The following is a 21,031-nucleotide window of genomic DNA, read 5'->3' on the forward strand; positions in this document are numbered from 1 at the left end:
GAGCCGGACAGTTAGCCGAGAAAGGCAACCTATTCAGGGTGAATATGTTATGACCGCGATGAACACAAACACACTTACCAAGCAGACCCCCAGCGCGAGCTTTGAGCATTCGGTGCCGGTCAAGATCGCGTTCAAGGCGAATTGGCAGGCGCGGATCATTCTAGCGCGGGTTGTTGGCGCGTTTCTGATCGTCTCTGCCTTTTCCATGTGGCTGATGCCCGGGTCGGTGATTGGCGCTGAGGTCTGGCCGATCAAACTGGCTGCATCCATGTTGTTCCTGATGATCGGGGTCAGCCTACTGACGATCGAGTTGATGGACCCGCGTCCAGACGCCTATTTTGATCCAATCCGCCGCGAAGTGCGCATTCTTCAAAAGAATGAAAACGGTCGCCCACAGACCGTACTGCGCCGCAGCTATGACACGTTGGGTGGAGCACGTTTCGAGGACGATGAGGTGGAACTCTATGACGTCGATGGCAGTCTTTTGATGAAGCTGCCCTTGCAATCGGCGGATGTTAGCCGAGCGCTCAAAGCGCAATTGAGCCAAACAGTAACAATTTTCGCTTGATTTTTATTCTGTTCAAAAAGGAACAGAGTTTGTGAATCAAAATGACTTGTGTGCCGCCGTTTGGCGGCACATTTTTGTTTCCGAGCAAACGCACTAGTTTGCATAGTGTTCATAAACCCGGAGACTGTCATGAAATCCACACTTCTTGCCGCCGCGCTTGCACTGTCGGCGACCACAGCGTTCGCCAGTGCCGAGAAATACGTTCTGGACCCAAGCCACAGCCAGGTGATCTTCAGCTATGACCACCTTGGTTTCTCGACCACCTATGGCATGTTCTCGGGCTTTGAGGGCGAGATCATGTTTGATCAGGAAGACCCCGCAGCCTCGACTGTGTCGGTCTCCATGCCTGTGATGTCGATGTTCACCGGCTGGGAAGCGCGCGAAGATCACTTCATGACCGAAGACTTCTTTGGTGCCTCCGAGGGCGACATGGTCACCTTTACTTCGACCGGTATTGAAGTCACCGGCGAAGGTACAGCCAATATCACAGGTGATCTGACCATGAACGGCGTCACCAAATCGGTTGTTCTGGATGCAAAGCTGAACAAAGTGGATCAGCACCCAATGGCTAATAAGCCATGGGCAGGTTTCAACGCGACCACAACGCTGGTTCGTAGCGAGTTCGATCTGGGCCAGTTCGCCCCGTTCGTCAGCGATGAAGTGGAGGTTCAGATCTCGGTCGAAGCGCAGAAAGCAGACTAAGATTTGAACTAACTCTGGAAAAGAAACCGCCGGCGGCCTTTGCTCCGGCGGTTTTTTTGTAGGCTTATTCGGCCCGGCTCGCGGTCAGTTCAATCGCAACCGATACGGCAAAGGCCAGCGAATCCTCGGCTGGCATCGTCGCGCCGATATCGAAATCGAGACGGTTTAGCTCTAGCCGCCCTGCAACGTTAGCCGTGTTGTCCTGAAGCTCCAGGTCGAACGGCAAAACCACATCCAGCGTCTTGTCTCGAATGGTTAGGGGACCGCGGGCCTCGTACCCGGTTTCGGTTTTATACAGGTCGGCTGCAAACCGCGCGGTTGGAAACTGGCTACTGTCAAAGAAATCAGCGCCCATCGCCTGATCCGTGACCGTTCCAAGGGTAAGCGATCCGATAGATACATTTACATCAACCGATCCGGCCAGACCGGGCTCAGATGGGTCCTCGAAAGCGATGGCTGCCGTCCAATCCGCAAAACCACCGGTGACCGGGCTGCCTAGCTGCGTGATCGTGATCGACAGGGTGCCATCTTGCACCCGCCAGTCCGATTGCACCTCAGCCAGCTCTGTCGTGTCGGTATGTGCCTTGGAGTGATCTGCAAAGATGCCGATCATCCCGCCGCCGATCAGAACCGCGCCCCAGAGGCACAGCGCTGCGAAGGCGGGCAGGATCGAGTGGTGTTGGGCCGGGGGCTCCGGGGCGTCAGAGTGGCCGGGCAACATGCGACGCAGGGTACTGTCCTTATCAATGACATGGTGCTTCAAAGCGCCCATGATGTGCAGTGCCAATGACCCCGCCAGAACCCAAATGAACAGCCAGTGCAGCCCGGCTGTAACCTCTGCCACATAGGGCGATTTGGGAACAAAGGGCAGGTTTTGGCCAAAGGGCCAGAAAATCGGAGCAAATCCTTCGGCAGCGGCGTGATGTATCCAGCCCGTCAGCGGGACAAGAACCAGAGAGGCATAGAGCATCCAATGCACCGTCTCGGCGGCGAAGGCTTCGGGCTTGTTTTCGGCATTCAGCAGCCCGGGTTTGGTTTGCGTGACGGCCCAGAGGATGCGCCCCAGCGCGACAAAGAACACTGCGATCCCAACGGTCTTATGAATTGAGAATATCTGAGCAGCGCGGGCGATATCCTCTTCTGTGGTCGGGATAGAGGGGTCGTAGATCGCGTGGGCCAGTTGGTTTGCGAACCATCCCAAAGGCAGTGCCGTAAAAATCAGCAGAGCGGTCAGCCAGTGAAAGGCTTTGGTTACACTGCCATAGCTTGAGAACGTGTTATTTGCGGGCATCGGATGGGAACTCCGGACTTGTTTGGCTGTGTCCAACCTAAAGCCACCGGGCGTGCGTGCAAGTAACAGCTTGCGCACATACCCAGTGCCGCTGTGCACCCTACTTGTGCCGCGCCCCTTGTCAGTTTACACCCCGCCGCAACCTAACGTCATCTATGAGGTTGCAATGACACGCGCGTTCGTTTTCCCGGGGCAGGGTGCCCAGACCATCGGAATGGGCAAAGCACTGGCCGAAACCTATCCGGCCGCCCAAGCCGTTTTTGATGAGGTCGACGACGCACTGGGTGAAAAACTGAGCCATCTGATCTGGGAAGGTGACATTGCTGATCTCACTCTGACGCAGAACGCTCAACCCGCACTGATGGCCACCTCGCTGGCCGCAATGCGCGCGTTGGAGGCTGAGGGTGTCTCGGTCACCGATGCGGCCTTTGTGGCAGGGCATTCGCTGGGGGAATATTCAGCGCTGGCGGCTGCAGGTGCATTGTCGGTCGCCGATACCGCCCGCCTTTTGCGCAAGCGCGGGCAGGCGATGCAAAGTGCGGTTCCCGTCGGCGAAGGCGCGATGGCTGCAATCCTTGGTCTTGACCTGGAAGGCGTGCGTGCCGTGGCTGAAGAGGCCGCACAGGGTGACGTTTGTCAGGCGGCCAATGACAACGATCCGACCCAGGTTGTTGTGTCCGGCGCAAAGGCCGCCGTCGAACGTGCGGCAGAGATTGCCAAAGAAAAGGGTGCAAAACGTGCGATTTTGTTGCCTGTAAGTGCTCCATTTCACTGTGCGCTGATGCAACCTGCTGCAGATGTAATGGCAGAGGCCCTAGCGGCGGTTGAGATCAAAGCTCCGGCAGTGCCTCTGGTCGCCAATGTGCGCGCCGAGGCGGTCTCGGACCCTGATCTGATCCGGCAGTTGCTGGTCGAACAGGTCACCGGTTCCGTGCGCTGGCGTGAAAGCGTGCAGTATATGGCAGCGCAAGGGGTGACCGAAACCTGGGAGATCGGCGCAGGCAAGGCGCTGTCAGGCATGGTGCGCAAGATCAACCGCGACATAGTCGGCAAGGCGGTTGGCACACCTGACGATGTCCAAAAGGCCATTGGCGCCGAATCGTAAGCATAGAATGCGCCCGCAAGGGCGCCTCACGAAGGAAACAGAATGTTTGATTTGACTGGTAAGAATGCGCTGATCACGGGCGCGTCAGGCGGGATCGGAGGCTACATTGCGCGCGCGCTGCATGGTGCGGGGGCCACGGTTGGCCTGTCCGGCACACGGGTAGAGCCGTTGAAAGCGTTGGCAGATGAGCTGGGCGAGCGTGCACATGTTCTGCCTTGCAACTTGAGTGACCCCGAGTCCGTAGAGGCCCTGCCGAAACAGGCAGCCGAGGCCATGGGATCGGTGGATATTCTGGTCAACAACGCTGGGATCACCCGGGACAATCTGTTTATGCGTATGTCCGATGAGGAATGGCAGAGCGTCATCGACGTGAACATGACCTCGACCATGAAACTGTGCAAAGGCGTTATCCGGGGCATGATGAAGGCGCGGTGGGGCCGGATCGTGAATGTCTCGTCCGTTGTGGCTGCGATCGGCAATCCGGGGCAAGCCAACTATGCAGCGTCGAAGGCCGGAATGATCGGCTTTTCCAAGGCCTTGGCGCATGAAGTTGCAACGCGCGGTATTACCGTAAACGCGGTGGCCCCGGGCTTTATCACCACGGCCATGACCGAGAAGCTGACCGAGGAGCAGAAAAAGGGGCTGCTGCTTAAGGTTCCGGCTGGTCGGATGGGCGATCCCGAGGAAATCGCGGCGGCGGTTCTTTACCTAGCCAGCCCCGAAGCGGGCTATGTCACGGGAAGCACCTTGCATGTGAATGGCGGTATGGCCATGTTGTGAGCGCATAACAGGACAGGCGCGAAAGCGTTTGCCTTGTGCGCCGACTATGTTATAGGCGGCGCATCTATGCAGAGGCCGGTTGTTCAGATCGGCCTTCTACTTTCCCGGTGCACCGGGACCCAAACCGCCCGGAATGGGCAAATTAAGGCCAGCCTGAGCGGGCAAGGGCAGAACCGGGCAAACCGCCCTGAATAGGAATGAGGAATAGACATGAGCGACGTCGCAGATCGCGTTAAAAAGATCGTTGTTGAGCACCTGGGTGTTGAAGAGGACAAAGTTGCGGAAAACGCGTCCTTCATCGACGATCTGGGCGCAGACAGCCTGGACACTGTTGAACTGGTTATGGCCTTCGAAGAAGAGTTCGGCATCGAGATCCCTGATGACGCAGCCGAGACCATTCAGACCTTCGGCGACGCGGTCAAATTCATCAGCGAAGCGTCCTAAGCGTTTCATTTCTGATCAAAAGCGGCGCTTCCGGGCAACGGAGGCGCCGTTTTTTATTGTCTGCCAGCAATTCTGTCTTGCGCCAGTGCCATTCGCTGATCACTGTTTCCACTGAGGCATAATTCCAAGTGGGCAGGCTATGATAAGATCCACTCCTATGATCAATACAGCGCGGCTGACATTGTGTGCGATGCGGCCTGAGGATTTTGAGCGCTTTGCCGAAATCTGGCGTGATCCCTGTGTGGTCGAACATATCGGCGGCTCGCCGCGCTCACGTGGGGAATCTTGGGATTCGTTTTTACGAAACGCCGGGCATTGGCAGATGGCTGGCTTTGGCCAGTGGGGCATTCTGCAGCAATCGAATCGTAAGCTGATTGGTCAGGCCGGGTTTTTCTATGGAAATCGCGGGCTCGGTGAGGATTTCGATGCCTGTCCCGAAGCAGGTTGGGTTTTGGCCACCGAGGCCCAAGGGCAGGGATTGGGATATGAGGCGGCTTTGGCCGCACATGACTGGTTTGACAGGATTATGCCGGGCCCGTTGGTGGCCATGGTGAATGCCGCCAATGAGTCCTCGCAGAAGCTGGCTAAGAAGCTTGGATATGTGCGGATGCGCGCGGCGCAGTTCAACGGCGCCGATGTTCATCTGCTGCGCCGCAACGGCCCTCCTGCGCGGGCGTAAATACGCCGAAAACCACAGATGCCGCAAATCGACCAAACTTTGCCGATCCCGGTCGAACCGGCGCGGTTCCTGCCTTTATGCTACACTGTGTTTTAGAGCGATTGGGCGAAGGAGCGTGCTCATGAGGATTTACCCCACTATGGAATTGCAGAACGGCCGGTGTGTGACACTGGACAAGGGCCGTCTGGATGAGGCGATGATCTGGCATGTGAATCCGGTTGAAACGGCACGCGGCTGGTCAACAGCGGGTGCTGAGTGGATGCATCTGACGGATTTCGATGCGATCGAAGGGCGCGATACCAATTTCGACCTGGTCGAAGAATTGATCCGTACCGCAGAGATGCCGGTGCAACTGGCCGGTGGCATGCGAAACCGCGAGCAGGTTGAAAACTGGATCGACAAAGGGGCCGGTCGGATCGTTATCGGAACCCTAGCAGCCCGGGACCCGAACCTTGTCAAGGAACTGGCGAAGCTTTATCCGGACCAGATCGTTCTGGCGGTGGATGTCTGGAAAGGGTTCGTCATGACCGAAGGGTGGCGCAGCCAAAGTGCATTCACGCCTGAGGCGTTCATCGACGCGTTTGATGGCACACCTTTTGCCGCCATTCTCGTCACCGATATTGACAGCGATGTGGAAGATGTCGAGGCGCAGCTTGGATTAATCTCTGGGCTGGCGCAGCATTCTCGGACACCGGTCATTGCCAGTGGGGTTGTACGCACGGCCGACGATATCTCGCGCCTTAGCTATATACCTAACATCGCGGGGGCCTTGGTGGGCCGCGCATTGTTCCGCAAGACCGTGGATCTGTCCGATGTGCTTGACGTTGCCGCCTCGGCGCGGGAACCCGTCGCGCAGTTTCAGTAGTACCGCAAAGATTGACAGCAAGGCGGTAAGTCGCTTGCGCCGATTATCGCCTTGCTCTTGCCCCCGGACCCCGGGCCGGGGTATGAGCGTTTCTCATAACAGCAAGCAGGCAAGAGGCACTACATGCGCAGAGTCGTCGTAACCGGTCTGGGATTGGTCACTCCTTTGGCCAGCGGGGTCGAAGAAACCTGGTCGCGCCTGTTGGACGGTGAGTCCGGCGCAGGCCCCATCACGTTGTTTGATGCCGAAGCAAGCGGTGTCACCACGACATATGCATGCGAAGTTCCCCGTGGCGACGGAACAAACGGCACATTCAATCCTGACGATTGGATGCCGCCGAAAGAACAGCGCAAGATCGAGGATTTTATCCTGTATTCCATCGCTGCAGCCGAAATGGCGTGCAAGGATGCAGGCTGGACCCCGGAAGGTGAGGAAGATCGCCTGCGGACTGGGGTTCTGATTGGGTCCGGAATTGGTGGTCTGGGCTCGATTGCCGAAACCGCCAATCTGATCCGTGACAAGGGACCGCGCCGCGTGTCGCCTTTCTTTATTCCGGGTGCTCTGATCAACCTGGCTTCGGGGCAGGTATCGATCCGGTTTGGGTTCAAGGGGCCGAACCATTCCGTTGTGACAGCCTGTTCGACCGGGGCTCATGCAATTGGTGATGCCAGCCGGATCATTCGCGCAGGGGATGCGGATGTGATGATCGCAGGCGGCGGCGAAGGCTGTATCTGTGAGATCGGAATTGCGGGTTTTAACGCGTGCAAAGCGCTGTCGACCAAATATGCCGACGATCCGAAGAAAGCCAGCCGCCCTTATGACATCGACCGCGACGGATTTGTCATGGGCGAAGGATCGGGCATCGTGGTGCTGGAAGACTATGAACACGCCAAGGCGCGCGGTGCCAAGATTTATGCCGAGGTGCTGGGCTATGGCATGTCGGGTGACGCCTATCACATCACAGCACCGTCCGAGGATGGAGACGGTGCCGAGCGTTCGATGAAGGCCGCGCTACGCAGCGCAGGTCTTGAGCCGAAGGATTTGGACTATATAAACGCACATGGCACCTCGACCATGGCGGACACAATCGAACTGGGCGCGGTTGAGCGGCTATTGGGTGAGCATGCCGCGAATGCCACGATGACCTCGACTAAATCGGCCACAGGGCACCTGTTGGGCGCTGCAGGCGCGATTGAGGCGATCTTCTCGATCCTGGCGATCCGGGATCAGGTGGCCCCGCCGACGATCAACCTGGACAACCCTGCGGTTGAAACCGCGATTGATCTGGCACCGAATGCCAAGCGTGAGCGTGAGATCAATGTAGCCCTGTCGAACTCGTTCGGGTTTGGCGGCACCAATGCCAGCGTGATCTTCGGGAAAGTCAGTTAAATGTGGCGGGCCATTGCATCAAACGCGCTGACCATTCTGGTGGTCGGCCTGTTTCTGATGGGCGGTCTGATCCTGTGGGGCCAGAGCCAGTATAAGGCCGAAGGCCCGTTAGAAACTGCGATCTGTCTGCAGGTTGCAGGCGGATCGAACATGACCCGCGTCAGCCGTGAGCTAGAGGATCAGGGCGCCATCAGCAGTGCCACGATCTTTCGTATGGCGGCGGATTACACCGACCGGTCGCAACAGTTGAAGGCTGGTAGCTTTCTGGTGCGCGAAGGTGCGTCGATGGAGGAGATCATCGACGAAATCACCAGCAGCGGCGCCAGCACCTGTGGGTCTGAGATAGAATACCGGATCGGTGTGACCCGTGCCCAGACGCGGGTGCGTGAACTGAATCCGGCAACGCTGGATTTCGACGAAATCGCGTCATTTGATGCTGCGGAAGAAGAAACGCCTGAGGCTTACACTGAGAAACGTGGCGAAGCGGATACTCGCTATCGTGTGTCGCTGGCCGAGGGTGTGACCTCGTGGCAGGTGGTCGAGGCATTGAAGGGTTTTGAAGCGCTGAGCGGTGAGGTGACTGAAATTCCTGCCGAAGGATCGTTGGCGCCGGACAGCTATGATGTTGACGCCGGGCAGGACCGGAACGAAATCCTTAAGGCGATGCAAGACAAGCAACAGCTGCGTATCAATGCAGCCTGGGAGAGCCGTCAGGATGGTCTGCCGCTGCAAAGCCCCGAAGAGATGCTGATCCTAGCGTCGATCATCGAGAAGGAAACCGGCGTCGCCGGTGAACGCGGGCAGGTGGCGAGCGTGTTTGTAAACCGTTTGAATCAGGGCATGAGGCTGCAAACGGACCCGACTGTGATCTATGGTGTCACCAAGGGGCAGGGGACGTTGGGACGTGGGCTGCGTCGCAGCGAATTGAACCGCCCAACGCCGTGGAACACTTATCAGATTGATGGTTTGCCACCTACACCGATTGCGAACCCCGGTCAGGCGAGCCTTGAGGCAGCCGTGTCCCCGGACAACACGGATTTCATTTTCTTTGTTGCCGATGGAACAGGTGGTCATGCCTTTGCTGAGACGTTGCAAGAACATAACCGCAATGTCGCCAAATGGCGCGAGATTGAGGCCGAGCGGAATTCGGGCAACTAAACTAAGAAGAAAAAACAGCGCCGATTAGGGCGCTGTTTTTTTGTCTCGATCAAGCTGCCGGTTTGCGGCGGGGGCGCCGACGCTTGGATTGCGAAGGCTTTGACGTCCCGTTTGCTGGTTTCGGCTTGAAGCTGCGGCGTCTGTTGCCTTGTCGCCGACCGGGGCGTTCCATTTGGACGGCCTCGGGCATCTCACCGCTGGCGAAGGGGATGTCGATTTTCATGAGCTTCTGAATCTGGCGCAGCAGGTCAACCTCTTCCGGGGAACAGAAGGCAATAGCCTCGCCTTCGCGTCCGGCGCGGGCGGTGCGCCCGATGCGATGGACATAGTTGTCGGGTACCTCGGGCAAGTCGTAGTTGATAACATAAGCCACGCCGGGAATGTCGATCCCGCGTGCGGCCACATCCGTTGCGACGAGCACCGTAATTTCACCAGCGCGGAAGGCCTTGATCGCGCGATCTCGTTGCCCCTGACTTTTGTTGCCATGGATCGAGGCCGCGTTGTAGCCATCTGCGACAAGGCCTTTCATCAGCTTCTCGGCCCCGTGTTTGGTGCGCGAGAAGACGAGCGTCAGCGCATCAGTATCCTGCGACAGGATTTCACGCAGCTTTCGGGGCTTTTCCGGCTTGCTGACGAAATGGACCGATTGGGTGATCTTGTCTGCGGCCTTGCCCGGAGGCGACACCTGCACACGCTGCGGGTTGGTCAGATACGCTCGGCTAAGCTCTTCCATCTGCTTGGGCATGGTGGCCGAGAACAGCATGGTCTGGCGCGGAGTGCCCAGAGCAGGCGCGATCTTGCGTAGTGCGTGGATAAAGCCCAAGTCCAGCATTTGGTCGGCCTCGTCCAGTACCAGATGGCGCACAGCGCCAAGATCTACGGCCCCACGCTCCATCAGGTCGATCAGACGACCGGGGGTCGCCACCAGAATGTCTGTGCCGCGAGCCAGAAAGGCGATCTGTTTGTTGATCGATTGGCCGCCCACAACAGTGGCGACGCGCAGCTTTGTCTTTCTGGTCAGATTGCGCAGGCTGTCGGCGATCTGGTTTACCAGCTCGCGCGTCGGGGCAAGGATCAGGGCCTTGGCGGTTTTGGGGTCGGGCTTGCCCGGTTGGGCCAAGAGTTGATTGATCAAAGGCAGGCCAAACGCCAGCGTTTTGCCGGTTCCCGTTTGAGCCAGGCCGAGGATGTCATGCCCGTTCAGGGCCAATGGAATGGCCTGATTCTGGATCGGGGTCGGTTCAGAAAAGTTTGCGCGTTTCAGCGCGTCGTTCAGCGCGGGCGCCAGGCCCAGCATATCGAAGTCGAACAATGTCTATCCTTTTTTGGCCCCGGGCCACATTGGCAGGAGCGCAATTGAAACAGGTCGCGCGGCAACCGCGCAACCGGCAGGGGTTTTGCGTGACCTCGGGATATACAGGCGCACCCTGTACTATCTGGCCGTCGCATCAAGAACCCTGCGTGAAGGGGAACTGGAGAAGTGTTTGTAGGGCGCTGTGAGGCGGGTGAGGCCCGCCTGTGCTCACGCATCAGCGCTGTTTGAGGGGCACATGCGGTGTCGAGAGAGGATTGTCAAGCCATGAACCATGCGAACTACCGGCCAGTGGCCGTTTGACCGCAGGTGACAAATCGATTTTGATGCTTCATTCGGCAGCCGTGGCCTTTGGTGGGAACTTGTTTGGTAACAGGCCCAACGAACGCGCCTGATGCACATCGGCAAGGAGATCACGTTCTGCAGCGGCGAAGAGTTCTTCGGGATCGTCCAAAACGAAATATCCCATCTGATGCATGTCAATTCGATATGGTGTGCGCAGAATAGTCAGAACATCAAACGGATCGCGGTCGGGAACATCACTGGACACAGAATAAATCAGTTCGGTTGGCGAGGATGCAAGACCAGATCCGAGCGCTTTGATTTGCCCGTTCTGGCGGCGCAAGCCAAACTCGATCGAGAACCAGTAGAGGCGGATCAACCAAATGTAGTCGGAGGCATCTGCCCGTGTTCCGGCCGCTCCGATTGCGTGACTGAACGCTGCAAAGCGCGGGTCGCTGAGAAGGGGAGTGTGTCCGAAGATTTCGTGAAAGATATCTGGTTCTTCGATGTAGTCGAAATCTTCGCGAGAGCGGATGAAAGACGCGGCAGGAAAGACCTTGTTAGCCAACATTCCAAAGAACTCTTTGAAACCGATCAAGGCCGGAACGGGTTGAACCTGCCAGCCGGTCAAGTCGAGCAGTCGGTCCGAGACGTCTGCACATGAGGGGACTTTGGTTTTGGGAAGGTTCAAACGGTCCAAACCATCCAGATATTCCCGGGCCATGAAGCTGCGAATGTTCGGTTCTTGAGCGGCATAGAGATCGGCCCAGACAGCGTCTTCTTCTGCGGAATAGTCAATGTGACCCTGCGCATCGGCGCATTTTGCAGTGTACTTGGTTGATTTGGGCATCTCGGGCATCCTCCTACAACGAGTCTAGAGGTGTCGTGCCAAGAAAAATCTTTGAAATTCGTGGAAATCTCGCCAGAATTGAGATGAACAATTCAGAAGAGAGCCAAAAGTGAAAGAAACACTTCAGTCCTCGGACATTTCAATCCTGCGGGAGCTGCAGGTCAGTGGCCGTCTGTCGATGCAGGAATTGGCGGAACGAACCAGCCTGTCCGCGTCGCAATGCTGGCGGCGGGTTCGTGATCTTGAAGCTGCGGGTGTCGTATCGGGGTATCGCGCGCAAGTTACAGCCAAGGCGGTGGGTCTGAACGCGATTGCTTATATACATGTTGCCTTGCAGGATCATCAGGAAGACAGCATCTCCTCGTTCCTGCGCCTGGTTGAATCAGAGCCGCAGATCGTTGAGTGCGCTTCGATTACAGGGGATCATGATTTCATTCTCAAGGTTTACGCGAAGACGCCCGAAGATCTGGAGCATTTTATCATGCAGCGGCTTTTGAAATCAGGGCTGGTACGCGACACGCGCAGCAACTTTGTTTTGCGTCAGACCAAAACGCGTGGGCCTCTACCGATCTTGTAAGTCTAAATCTTAAGAAAAATTAACAATTTCCGTGCGTTAGGTGTTGCGGGCCGTTGCGTGCAACATTGACTTTGCGCGCGGTATCGCGTATTAGTTGTGTCATGCTAGAAGAAGTGGGCAACGGCCCCGGGGCGACCCGGCGGCCGTTTTTCGTTTCTGTCGTGCGGAGAAAACTCACGCATGAGGTCACAAGCAAACATGACGTTAATTACCCCGGAAGAGCGGATCTCCCAAACGGCCGATTTGTTGCGGTCGCTTGAGGCGTCCATTCGCAGTTTGCGGCAAGCGGCGGAAGACCTGCGCAAGCAAATTGGGGCCGGGGAGGATGCAGATCTTGCTGGTTCAGCTAAGCAACTCGGGCAGTTAGAGGGGCTGATCCGCAGTTGTCAGAAAGTGGAGACAAGCTTTGTCGAACAAAATCACAGACAAGCCGGTATTGCCCAAGGAGGGTACGCGCTCGACCTTGATCGGGCACGATCTGAGATCGGGTGCAGGCTGGCTCGCCTCCGCGCCTGCTGCGGTGCAGGACAGATTTCTGAGTGAGATCGGGGAGGGGGGGCTGTGTGCCCTCCCTTTCCTGTTCGAGTTCTGGGCGCTGCCGCATCAGTTGCCGCCCGAGGGCGACTGGCGATCCTGGGTGATCATGGGCGGGCGCGGGGCGGGCAAGACGCGCGCAGGCTCGGAATGGGTGCGGTCGATGGTTGAAGGATCTTTGCCGCTGGAGCGCGGCGAGACCTGTCGTGTGGCATTGGTCGGTGAGACCTTTGATCAGGTACGCGATGTGATGATCTTTGGCGATAGCGGGATATTGCAGTGCTCGCCGCCGGATCGGCGACCTACGTGGAAGGCATCGGAACGCAAGCTGATATGGCCCAACGGGGCCGAGGCGCAGGCGTTTTCGGCGCATGATCCTGAGGGGTTGCGCGGCCCTCAATTCGATGCGGCCTGGGTGGATGAGTTGGCCAAGTGGAAGAAGGCGGGCGAGACCTGGGATATGTTGCAATTTGCGTTGCGGTTGGGGGATCGTCCTCGGGTCTGTGTGACGACCACGCCGCGCAATGTGAAGGTTTTGAAGGACTTGCTGGCGTCTCCGTCCACCGTGCAGACCCATGCGCCGACCGAAGCGAACCGGGCCAATCTGGCGGAGTCGTTCTTGCAGGAGGTCCGTGCGCGCTATGCGGGCACGCGGCTGGGACGGCAGGAATTGGACGGGGTGCTGCTGTCGGATGCCGAAGGCGCGCTGTGGACCGGTTCGATGCTAGAGGCGGCGCGCTGTGCGCAGGTGCCCGCGTTGGATCGCGTCGTGGTGGCGCTGGACCCGGCGGTGACGGCGGGGTCGGATGCGGATGCTTGCGGGATCGTGGTCGTGGGTGCTCAGCTACAGGGGCCGCCCGAGGCGTGGCGGGCCTATGTGCTGGCTGACCGGACGGTGCAGGGCGTTGGCCCGGCGGGCTGGGCGCAGGCGGCAATTGACGCGATGGACAAGTTTGGGGCCGAGCGGCTGGTGGCCGAGGTCAATCAGGGCGGGCAACTGGTGGAAGAGGTGGTGCGGCAGGTGGACCCTCTGGTCCCTTATCGCGCGGTGAGGGCCTCACGCGGCAAGGTCGCGCGGGCCGAGCCTGTGGCGGCTTTATATGAGCAAGGGCGGGTGAGCCATGTGGCCGGGCTGGACGCGCTGGAGGAGCAGATGTGCCAGATGACCGCGCGCGGGTTCGAGGGGCAGGGCTCGCCCGACCGGGTTGATGCTCTGGTCTGGGCGCTGCATGAACTGGTCGTGGGGCCTGCGGGGGTGTTTAGAAGGCCGAGGGTGCGGAGTTTGTGAAACGCTACTTCTTTGGTGGGTGGTTGCTGATGCGTCTTACACCAATTTTATCTGGTTTCAGGGGCTTACGCGCGGTATGGAAAATCGCATGTCATTCGTTTCAGTTACTGCTCTTCGTGCGCCTGATCTGGAAGAAATTCTGACTCCAAAAGAGCGCTTGCTTTGGTCAGGACGTCCGGGTTTTGGCTTGAAGTTTTTTCAAGCTGTAGGCGAAGAACAGAAGTTGCAAGTGTTTATTCTGGTGGCACTTATTGCGCTTTGGGCAACGCTACCATTAATTGATGCTGACCCAGATGCACGCTTCGGTCGATTTAAGGCGCTGTTTGTGTATGGCATTGCAACGGTAGCCTTGCTTTCGTTTTCGGCCTACCTCGCCTCTCAGCGCCAGTTCGTTTTGAGCAATTTAATCTACTACGTGACCGATACACGTGTAATCATCTGTCGTTTGGGAAGAAACTGGAGGCTTGGCACCCGGCTATTTGTCGTTTCGTGCGAACATTCAAAAACATTTCCATACGAGGTTCTACCTACCCGGCCTTATCCGTCCCTAAGGGTAGGAACCCTGCTTTCAGAACAACAGGTTCAATTCCTAGGGTTTGGTTTGTCGCATCCAGGTCATCCGGAACGGTTTGATCGTGGTGTTCAACCGATTTTCCTGGACTATCTGGCAAACTCAGAACAGTTGCTTGTGATGATAAGGTCTTGTGCAGAGGATCGAAAGGCGGCTAACGACGCCTGATCTCCAAGGTCATTTCTGTTAGAGGGCCGTTGGAATTTTAGGGGTTTGTTGCTCGTCCTGTTACCACCGTTGCCCACCCCCCGTACGCCCCATTCCCAAGCCTTAAACTTCTTTCCGTCATAACTCCTTTCAACAAGCCGGGCAGAGCGGCGGCAGAAAGGAGCACAGATGGTATTCGATTTCTTGCGTCGTGGATCGGCTGAGGCAGCGCCCGAGGCGAAGGCGAGCGCGGCGGGGCCTGTGGTGGCGTGGCAGACGGGCGGGCGTGTGGCGTGGAGCCCTCGGGATGCGGTGTCGCTGACGCGGACGGGGTTTTCGGGGAACCCGGTGGGGTTTCGGTCCGTCAAGCTGATTGCCGAGGCGGCGGCGGCGTTGCCCTTGGTGTTGCAGGATCAGGCGCAGCGGTTTGATGTGCATCCGATCCTGAGCCTCATGCGCCGTCCAAATGCGGCGCAGGGGCGGGCGGAGTTGATGGAGGCTCTGTTCGGGCAGTTGCTACTGTCGGGCAACGCTTATGTCGAGGCGGTTCAGGCTGAGGAAGGCCTGCCGGTTGAGTTGCATGTGCTGCGATCAGACCGGATGAGCGTGGTGCCGGGGGCGGATGGGTGGCCCAAGGCGTATGACTATGCGGTCGGCGGCAAGAAGCACCGGTTTGCGGCGGAAAATATCTGCCATATCAAGTCGTTCCACCCGCAGGATGATCATTATGGGTTCTCGCCGATGCAGGCGGCGGCGATGGCGATTGATGTGCATAACAGCGCGTCTCGATGGTCGAAATCGCTGCTGGACAATGCCGCGCGGCCTTCTGGCGCTTTGGTCTGGAAGGGTGATGGCCATGGGGTGATGGCCGAGGATCAGTTCCGCCGCCTGTCCGATGAGATCGAGCAGAACTATCGCGGGGCGCGGAATGCTGGCCGTCCGATGGTTCTGGAAGGGGGGCTGGATTGGAAACCGATGGGGTTCTCTCCGTCCGATATGGAGTTTCAAAAGACCAAGGAAGCCGCCGCCCGCGAGATCGCGCTGGCCTTTGGGGTCCCGCCGATGCTGCTGGGAATCCAAGGTGATGCGACCTATTCGAACTATCAGGAGGCCAACCGGGCGTTCTATCGCTTGACTGTATTGCCCCTGGTGACGCGGGTGGCGGCGGCGGTGTCGGATTGGCTGATGGGCTTTACCGGCGAGGAACTGGTGCTGAAGCCCGATCTGGATCAGGTCCCGGCTCTGTCGGCGGAACGGGATGCGCAATGGGCGCGGGTCAATGGGGCCGATTTCCTGAGTGATGCCGAGAAGCGCGCGTTGTTGGGGCTGCCGGAGCGTGCGGATGGCTGATCCGTATCCTCCGTTCGAATGTGCGCCGGGCCTGCGGCTGGCCGCGCATGAGCGGGTGGCCGAGATCCAGCATGCGCATCTGTGCAGGCGGCTGGACCAGATTGAAGAGATGATGGAGCGGCTGGAGAAACGGTTGTGGTTGACCGTTTATGGCGTGGCGGCGGTGATCCTGGCGCAAGCCTTTCAGTCTCTTTTGGTGGTAACGCCTTGATTTCAGTTAGTTACATGGAGAAGTTCATGGATTTGGAACATAAATTCGCGCGGTTTGGAGATGGTTTGTCGGTATCCGAGGATGCTGTGATCGAAGGCTATGCCAGCCTGTTTGGTCAGGTCGATCAGGGTAGCGATGTGGTGCAGCGCGGCGCGTATCGCGGTTCGCTGGCTGGGCTGACCAAGCTGGGCCAACGGGTCAAGATGTTGTGGCAGCACGATCCGGCGCAGCCTATCGGTGTTTGGGATGAGGTCCGTGAAGACGACAAGGGCCTGTGGGTCAAGGGCCGTCTGCTGGAAAGCACGCAGAAGGGCCGAGAGGCGGCCGAGCTGATCCGGGCGGGGGCCATGGATGGCCTGTCGATCGGCTATCGCACCAAGCGCGCCGTGAAGAATGATAAGGGCCAGCGGGTCCTGACCGAACTGGAGCTGTGGGAGGTGTCTTTGGTGACCTTCCCGATGCTGCCCAGTGCGCGGGTGGCGGCCAAGGGTGTGGACCCTGAGGCCGAGAACACCTGGCGCAGTATTGCCGAGGTGTTTGACCATGCCCGGCAGGAGCTGGCGCGGACCTAGCGCGCCTCAAACCCACTCAGAACAGGACAAGCTGATGAGCAAGACCGAGACCCCGGCCTTGACCGGAGAGGGTGCGCCCCTGGTTCAGGAGGTGAAGCAGGCGATGGCTGGCTTCGTGAATGAATTCAAGGGCCTGAAGGCTGAAGTGAAAACCAAATTGCAACAGACAGAAGAGCGACTGACCATGCTGGATCGTAAATCAACCATCGCGGCGCGCCCGCATCTTGCAGCCTCGAACGAGGACGGTGCCCCGCATCAGAAAGCTTTTGATGCTTACGTGCGTTCGGGCGAGGATGACGGGCTGCGCGGGCTGGAGATCGAGGCCAAATCGCTGTCGACCGCTGTGAACAGCGAAGGCGGGTACCTGGTTGATCCGCAGACTGCGGAGGCGATCAAGTCGGTTCTGAATTCAACCGCGTCGATCCGTTCGATTGCTTCGGTTGTGAATGTCGAGGCGAACTCGTTTGACGTGCTGATCGACCATACGGATGTGGGCGCGGGTTGGGCCGATGAGAATTCGGCCACGGCAGAAACCAGCACCCCGTCGATTGACCGTATCTCGATCCCGCTGCACGAGCTGAGCGCGTTGCCCAAGGCCTCGCAGCGCTTGCTGGATGACAGTGCGTTTGATGTCGAAGGCTGGCTGGCCGGTCGTATCGCCGACAAATTCGCGCGCGCCGAAGCGGCGGCGTTTATCAATGGCGATGGTGTAGACAAGCCCAAGGGGCTGATGATCCACCGCGCGGTGCCGGATGATGGCTGGTCCTGGGGCAGCCTTGGTTACGTCGCCACCGGTATCGATGGTGGTATAGACGCGGATGCGATTGTCGATGTGGTCTATGCGCTGGGCGCACAGTACCGCGTCAACGGCACCTTCGTGATGAATTCGAAAACCGCTGGCCTGATCCGCAAGCTGAAAGACAGCGATGGCCGCTTCCTGTGGTCGGATGGTCTGGCCGCGGGTGAGCCTGCGCGCCTGATGGGTTATCCGGTTCTGATCGCCGAGGATATGCCAGACGCAGCATCGGACAGCTTCTCGATCGCCTTTGGCGATTTCCAATCTGGCTACACGATTGCCGAGCGCCCCGATCTGCGTGTGCTGCGTGATCCGTTCAGTGCCAAGCCGCATGTTCTGTTCTACGCGACCAAGCGGGTGGGCGGCGACGTCAGCGACTTTGCGGCGATCAAGCTTCTGAAATTCGGCACCGCCTAAGCGGTGACGGATCCGAGGGGCCGGGAGACCGGTCCTTCGGGCGGCGGGTACGGGCCGGGGTGAGATCCCCCGCGTTGTCTAGCTGCTCCCCTCCGTCCGAGCAACGTGGGGCGGCGCGTGCCCGTCATTTTCAAGACTACGGCCCCGGAGGGGTCCGAGATTGCGGAGTGAATGGATGATGTTGATCGAAGAAACCGCCATCGCGGATGCGACGCTGCCGGTGGATCAGTTCAAAGCGCATTTGCGGATGGGCACGGGGTTTGCCGAGAGTGATGTGCAGGATGAGGTGCTGAAAGGCTTCTTGCGTGCCGCCATCGCGGCAATCGAGGCCAGAACCGGCAAAGTGCTGATCGAGCGGGCCTTTTCCTGGAGCCTCAGCTGTTGGCGCGACCCGGCGGGTGAAGTACTGCCTGTGGCCCCGGTTTCAGCAATTGATACGGTCACGATGACAGATGCGACGGGGGCGGACACTGATCTTGATGTCAGCACCTATCGGTTGGAGCGTGATAGTCAGCGCCCGCGGTTGCGGCCTGTGATAGTGTCTTTACCAAATGTTCCAACGGGCGGATCAGTGAAGATTGCCTTTACCGCCGGTATGGCCGCGGGTTGGGATCGTCTGCCTGCCGATCTGGGACAGGCTGTGCTGCTGCTGGCGGCACATTACTACGAATATCGCGATGAGACGTCGCTGAGCGATGGATGCATGCCCTTTGGGGTTACCAGCCTGATTCAGCGCTACCGTATGGTGCGTTTTGGTTCGGGAATGGCGCAATGAAGGCGCCCCGTTTGAACCGCAAGCTGGTGCTGGAAACGCCGGATCGTTCGGCCGATGGTGCGGGCGGGTTCGTTGAGACCTGGGCGGTGCTGGGCACGATTTGGGCAGAGGTTACGGCGCGCAGCGGGTCCGAGCGGGCCATCGCAGGGGTGCCGGTATCACGGGTGGGCTATCGCATTGTGGTGCGGGGCGCGCCCGAGGGATCGTCGATGAGGCCAACACCGGATCAGCGTTTTGTCGAAGGCACGCGGCGTTTCGTAATCCGCGCTGTCGCGGATCGCGATCCGCGCGGTCAGTATCTGACCTGTTTCGCAGATGAAGAGGTGGCGGCATGAGCTATGGCGTAGCAGCCGCGTTGCAGGCGGCGGTGTTTCAGCGGCTTTCAGCTGACGCTGATGTCAGCGCGCAATCTGGTGGCGCAATCTTTGATGCGGTGCCGACTGGGCCGGTTCCAACCACCTATGTGACGCTGGGCCCGGAAGAGGTCCGCGAAGCGTCGGACAGGTCCGGCGCAGGTGCGCTGCATCGGTTCACGATCTCGGTTGTGTCCGAGGCCGCAGGATTTGGCGCCGCAAAATCACTGGCCGGTGCCGTGTGTGACGCGCTGGACGGCGTGGGGCTGAGTTTGGATCGGGGCCGCCTAGTGGGGCTTTGGTTCGAACGCGCCAGCGCCCGGCGCACCGGAACCGGCGGTGCAATCCGCCAGATCGACCTGAGATTCCGCGCCCGCGTGGAAGACGACTAAGCAATCAACGGAGAGAGCACATGGCTGCCCAGAACGGAAAAGACCTTTTGGTCAAAGTTGATATGAACGGCACGGGCCTGTTCGAAACCATCGCTGGCCTGCGCGCCACGCGGATCAGTTTCAACGCCGAAAGCGTGGATGTGACCACCCTGGAGAGCCAGGGAGGCTGGCGCGAGCTGCTATCAGGGGCAGGAGTCAAATCGGCCGCGATCTCGGGCTCGGGCGTATTCAAGGACGAAGGCACCGACGAGCGCGCGCGGCAGTTGTTCTTTGATGGCGAGACACCGGGCTTTCAGGTGATCATCCCCGATTTCGGCATTGTCGAGGGGCCGTTTCAGGTGACCGGCATTGAATATGCGGGCTCGCACAATGGCGAGGCGACCTATGAGATGAGCTTGGCAAGCGCCGGTGCGCTGACCTTTACCGCGCTGTAATCCGATGGCCAATCCGTGGACGGGCGAGGTGGCATTGACCATCGATGGGGAGCGGCGGGTACTCAAGCTAACGTTGGGTGCTTTGGCGGAATTGGAACAGGAACTGGATACCGGGTCATTGGTTGAGCTGGTCCAGCGGTTCGAAGGTGGCGGCTATTCCAGCAACGATGTGCTTGCGCTGATCGTGGCGGGACTGCGGGGCGGCGGGGCGGATGTGTCCCGTACTGACGTGATGCATGCGGAGATCGAAGGGGGCCCTTTGGCCGGTGCAAGGGCTGCGGCTGAGTTGCTGGCGCGGGCCTTCATGGTGCCGGGTGGCGCATGAGCGGGTTCGACTGGCCTGCTTTGATGCGGGCCGGGTTCCTCGGGCTGCGCCTAACGCCGGATCAGTTCTGGCGTCTGACCCCGGCCGAGTTGCGGCTGCTGCTGGGGCAGAGTGCCGGAATACCGGCGATGAACCGGGCCGGGCTGGATGCGCTGTTGGCAGCATATCCGGACACAGAACAAGGAGAGCGTGATGACGGATCGTGATGGGTTTGACGACCTGCAGGAGCGGGGCGAGGCGCTGGGCGACTCGTTAAGTGATGCGGCCAGCATGGCGGCGGCTTTTGACAGTCAGATGAAGCGGATCGGCGCTGCGTTTGAGGAAACGGGCAAGGATGTCGCCACGCTGGAGCGGGGAATGTCCAGTGGGCTGCGCAAAGCCTTCGACGGTGTGGTGCTGGATGGGAAGAGCCTGTCTGATGCGCTGGACGTTCTGAAGAACTCGCTGATCCAGACGGCCTATTCGGCTGCGATCAAGCCGGTAACGGATCACTTTGGTGGGCTGTTGTCCGGTACGGTTGGTGGTCTTGTGCAGGGTCTTCTGCCGTTTGCCGATGGCGGCAGTTTCAGCCAAGGGCGCGTGATGCCCTTTGCCAATGGCGGTGTGATCAGCGGCCCCACAACCTTTCCGATGCGCGGCGGCACCGGCCTGATGGGCGAGGCGGGCCCCGAGGCGATCATGCCATTGGCACGCGGGGCGGATGGAAAACTGGGGGTTCGCAGTTCGGGCGGCGGGGGTGCGGTCAACGTCGTCATGAACATCTCAACACCCGATGTTCAAGGGTTCCGCCGCAGCCAGGGCCAGATCGCAGCACAGATGAGCCGTGCTTTGGGGCGCGGCAATCGCAACAGATAAAACCGGGAG

At 59.0% G+C, this 21,031-nt stretch carries 26 protein-coding genes; 23 read left to right on the forward strand and 3 right to left on the reverse strand.

Annotated features, from left to right (window positions below; all coding sequences use genetic code 11):
* Positions 1-49 precede the first annotated feature (49 nt).
* The gene (locus tag ACR0DH_RS02010) at positions 50-568 is read left to right on the forward strand and encodes a hypothetical protein (protein ID WP_480546771.1); all 519 of its coding nucleotides are present in this window, start codon (positions 50-52) and stop codon (positions 566-568) included.
* A 129-nt stretch (positions 569-697) separates the two neighbouring features.
* Positions 698-1,270, forward strand: a complete 573-nt coding sequence (locus tag ACR0DH_RS02015) for a YceI family protein (protein WP_480542409.1) — start codon at positions 698-700, stop codon at positions 1,268-1,270.
* Positions 1,271-1,334: 64 nt separating this feature from the next.
* Here ACR0DH_RS02015 and ACR0DH_RS02020 read toward each other — a convergent pair whose 3' ends face one another.
* The gene (locus tag ACR0DH_RS02020) at positions 1,335-2,561 is read right to left on the reverse strand and encodes a cytochrome b/b6 domain-containing protein (RefSeq protein ID WP_480546773.1); all 1,227 of its coding nucleotides are present in this window, start codon (positions 2,559-2,561) and stop codon (positions 1,335-1,337) included.
* A 166-nt stretch (positions 2,562-2,727) separates the two neighbouring features.
* Between ACR0DH_RS02020 and fabD the strand changes: the two genes are divergently transcribed.
* The 7 genes from fabD (at position 2,728) to mltG (ending at position 8,981) form a co-directional block, all read left to right on the forward strand.
* Complete coding sequence (gene fabD / locus ACR0DH_RS02025) at positions 2,728-3,666, forward strand: ACP S-malonyltransferase (RefSeq protein ID WP_480546775.1); 939 nt, start codon at positions 2,728-2,730, stop codon at positions 3,664-3,666.
* Positions 3,667-3,708: 42 nt separating this feature from the next.
* The gene (gene fabG / locus ACR0DH_RS02030) at positions 3,709-4,446 is read left to right on the forward strand and encodes a 3-oxoacyl-[acyl-carrier-protein] reductase (RefSeq protein ID WP_480542415.1); all 738 of its coding nucleotides are present in this window, start codon (positions 3,709-3,711) and stop codon (positions 4,444-4,446) included.
* Positions 4,447-4,656: 210 nt separating this feature from the next.
* A complete protein-coding gene (locus ACR0DH_RS02035) occupies positions 4,657-4,890 on the forward strand; it encodes an acyl carrier protein (protein ID WP_008756330.1) in 234 nt (77 codons plus the stop codon).
* A gap of 139 nt (positions 4,891-5,029) precedes the next feature.
* Positions 5,030-5,569 (forward strand): GNAT family N-acetyltransferase, encoded by a 540-nt coding sequence (locus ACR0DH_RS02040; protein WP_480546777.1) that lies wholly within the window; start codon positions 5,030-5,032, stop codon positions 5,567-5,569.
* 121 nt (positions 5,570-5,690) lie between these two features.
* Positions 5,691-6,434, forward strand: coding sequence for a 1-(5-phosphoribosyl)-5-[(5-phosphoribosylamino)methylideneamino]imidazole-4-carboxamide isomerase (locus ACR0DH_RS02045; RefSeq protein WP_480542418.1), 744 nt, complete (start codon positions 5,691-5,693; stop codon positions 6,432-6,434).
* A gap of 123 nt (positions 6,435-6,557) precedes the next feature.
* The gene (fabF, locus tag ACR0DH_RS02050; RefSeq protein WP_480546779.1) at positions 6,558-7,823 is read left to right on the forward strand and encodes a beta-ketoacyl-ACP synthase II; all 1,266 of its coding nucleotides are present in this window, start codon (positions 6,558-6,560) and stop codon (positions 7,821-7,823) included.
* Complete coding sequence (gene mltG, locus ACR0DH_RS02055; RefSeq protein ID WP_480546781.1) at positions 7,824-8,981, forward strand: endolytic transglycosylase MltG; 1,158 nt, start codon at positions 7,824-7,826, stop codon at positions 8,979-8,981.
* A 49-nt stretch (positions 8,982-9,030) separates the two neighbouring features.
* On the opposite strand, the gene ACR0DH_RS02060 is transcribed toward mltG, so the two are convergent.
* Positions 9,031-10,293, reverse strand: coding sequence for a DEAD/DEAH box helicase (locus ACR0DH_RS02060; protein ID WP_480546783.1), 1,263 nt, complete (start codon positions 10,291-10,293; stop codon positions 9,031-9,033).
* 331 nt (positions 10,294-10,624) lie between these two features.
* A complete protein-coding gene (gene phhA / locus ACR0DH_RS02065; RefSeq protein ID WP_480546785.1) occupies positions 10,625-11,425 on the reverse strand; it encodes a phenylalanine 4-monooxygenase in 801 nt (266 codons plus the stop codon).
* A 109-nt stretch (positions 11,426-11,534) separates the two neighbouring features.
* Between phhA and ACR0DH_RS02070 the strand changes: the two genes are divergently transcribed.
* The 14 genes from ACR0DH_RS02070 (at position 11,535) to ACR0DH_RS02135 (ending at position 21,022) form a co-directional block, all read left to right on the forward strand.
* Positions 11,535-12,002, forward strand: coding sequence for an Lrp/AsnC family transcriptional regulator (locus ACR0DH_RS02070; RefSeq protein WP_480542428.1), 468 nt, complete (start codon positions 11,535-11,537; stop codon positions 12,000-12,002).
* A 535-nt stretch (positions 12,003-12,537) separates the two neighbouring features.
* A complete protein-coding gene (locus ACR0DH_RS02075) occupies positions 12,538-13,824 on the forward strand; it encodes a DNA-packaging protein (RefSeq protein WP_480547294.1) in 1,287 nt (428 codons plus the stop codon).
* Positions 13,825-13,912: 88 nt separating this feature from the next.
* The gene (locus ACR0DH_RS02080) at positions 13,913-14,563 is read left to right on the forward strand and encodes a hypothetical protein (protein ID WP_480546787.1); all 651 of its coding nucleotides are present in this window, start codon (positions 13,913-13,915) and stop codon (positions 14,561-14,563) included.
* 168 nt (positions 14,564-14,731) lie between these two features.
* Positions 14,732-15,892 (forward strand): phage portal protein, encoded by a 1,161-nt coding sequence (locus ACR0DH_RS02085; RefSeq protein WP_480546789.1) that lies wholly within the window; start codon positions 14,732-14,734, stop codon positions 15,890-15,892.
* Positions 15,885-16,103, forward strand: coding sequence for a GTA head formation protein, RCAP_rcc01685 family (locus ACR0DH_RS02090; RefSeq protein WP_480546791.1), 219 nt, complete (start codon positions 15,885-15,887; stop codon positions 16,101-16,103). Before ACR0DH_RS02085 ends, ACR0DH_RS02090 begins: the two co-directional genes overlap by 8 nt.
* 26 nt (positions 16,104-16,129) lie before the next feature.
* Positions 16,130-16,675: an HK97 family phage prohead protease gene (locus ACR0DH_RS02095; RefSeq protein ID WP_480546793.1), complete on the forward strand. Its 546-nt coding sequence runs from the start codon at positions 16,130-16,132 to the stop codon at positions 16,673-16,675.
* A 34-nt stretch (positions 16,676-16,709) separates the two neighbouring features.
* Positions 16,710-17,888, forward strand: coding sequence for a phage major capsid protein (locus ACR0DH_RS02100; protein WP_480546795.1), 1,179 nt, complete (start codon positions 16,710-16,712; stop codon positions 17,886-17,888).
* A gap of 175 nt (positions 17,889-18,063) precedes the next feature.
* On the forward strand, positions 18,064-18,663 hold the full coding sequence (locus tag ACR0DH_RS02105; protein ID WP_480546797.1) for a head-tail connector protein: 600 nt from the start codon (positions 18,064-18,066) through the stop codon (positions 18,661-18,663).
* On the forward strand, positions 18,660-18,998 hold the full coding sequence (locus ACR0DH_RS02110; RefSeq protein WP_480546799.1) for a phage head closure protein: 339 nt from the start codon (positions 18,660-18,662) through the stop codon (positions 18,996-18,998). The genes ACR0DH_RS02105 and ACR0DH_RS02110 overlap by 4 nt, the downstream gene beginning before the upstream one ends.
* Entirely contained in the window at positions 18,995-19,408 is a 414-nt protein-coding gene (locus ACR0DH_RS02115) for a DUF3168 domain-containing protein (RefSeq protein ID WP_480546801.1), read from the forward strand. The genes ACR0DH_RS02110 and ACR0DH_RS02115 overlap by 4 nt, the downstream gene beginning before the upstream one ends.
* 20 nt (positions 19,409-19,428) lie before the next feature.
* Positions 19,429-19,842 (forward strand): phage major tail protein, TP901-1 family, encoded by a 414-nt coding sequence (locus ACR0DH_RS02120; protein WP_480546803.1) that lies wholly within the window; start codon positions 19,429-19,431, stop codon positions 19,840-19,842.
* A 4-nt stretch (positions 19,843-19,846) separates the two neighbouring features.
* The gene (locus ACR0DH_RS02125; protein ID WP_480546805.1) at positions 19,847-20,167 is read left to right on the forward strand and encodes a gene transfer agent family protein; all 321 of its coding nucleotides are present in this window, start codon (positions 19,847-19,849) and stop codon (positions 20,165-20,167) included.
* Entirely contained in the window at positions 20,164-20,373 is a 210-nt protein-coding gene (locus ACR0DH_RS02130; protein WP_480546807.1) for a rcc01693 family protein, read from the forward strand. The genes ACR0DH_RS02125 and ACR0DH_RS02130 overlap by 4 nt, the downstream gene beginning before the upstream one ends.
* On the forward strand, positions 20,360-21,022 hold the full coding sequence (locus ACR0DH_RS02135) for a phage tail tape measure protein (RefSeq protein ID WP_480546809.1): 663 nt from the start codon (positions 20,360-20,362) through the stop codon (positions 21,020-21,022). Before ACR0DH_RS02130 ends, ACR0DH_RS02135 begins: the two co-directional genes overlap by 14 nt.
* The last annotated feature ends 9 nt before the right edge of the window (positions 21,023-21,031 follow it).

It is taken from the genome of Ruegeria sp. I1, from assembly GCF_056532675.1.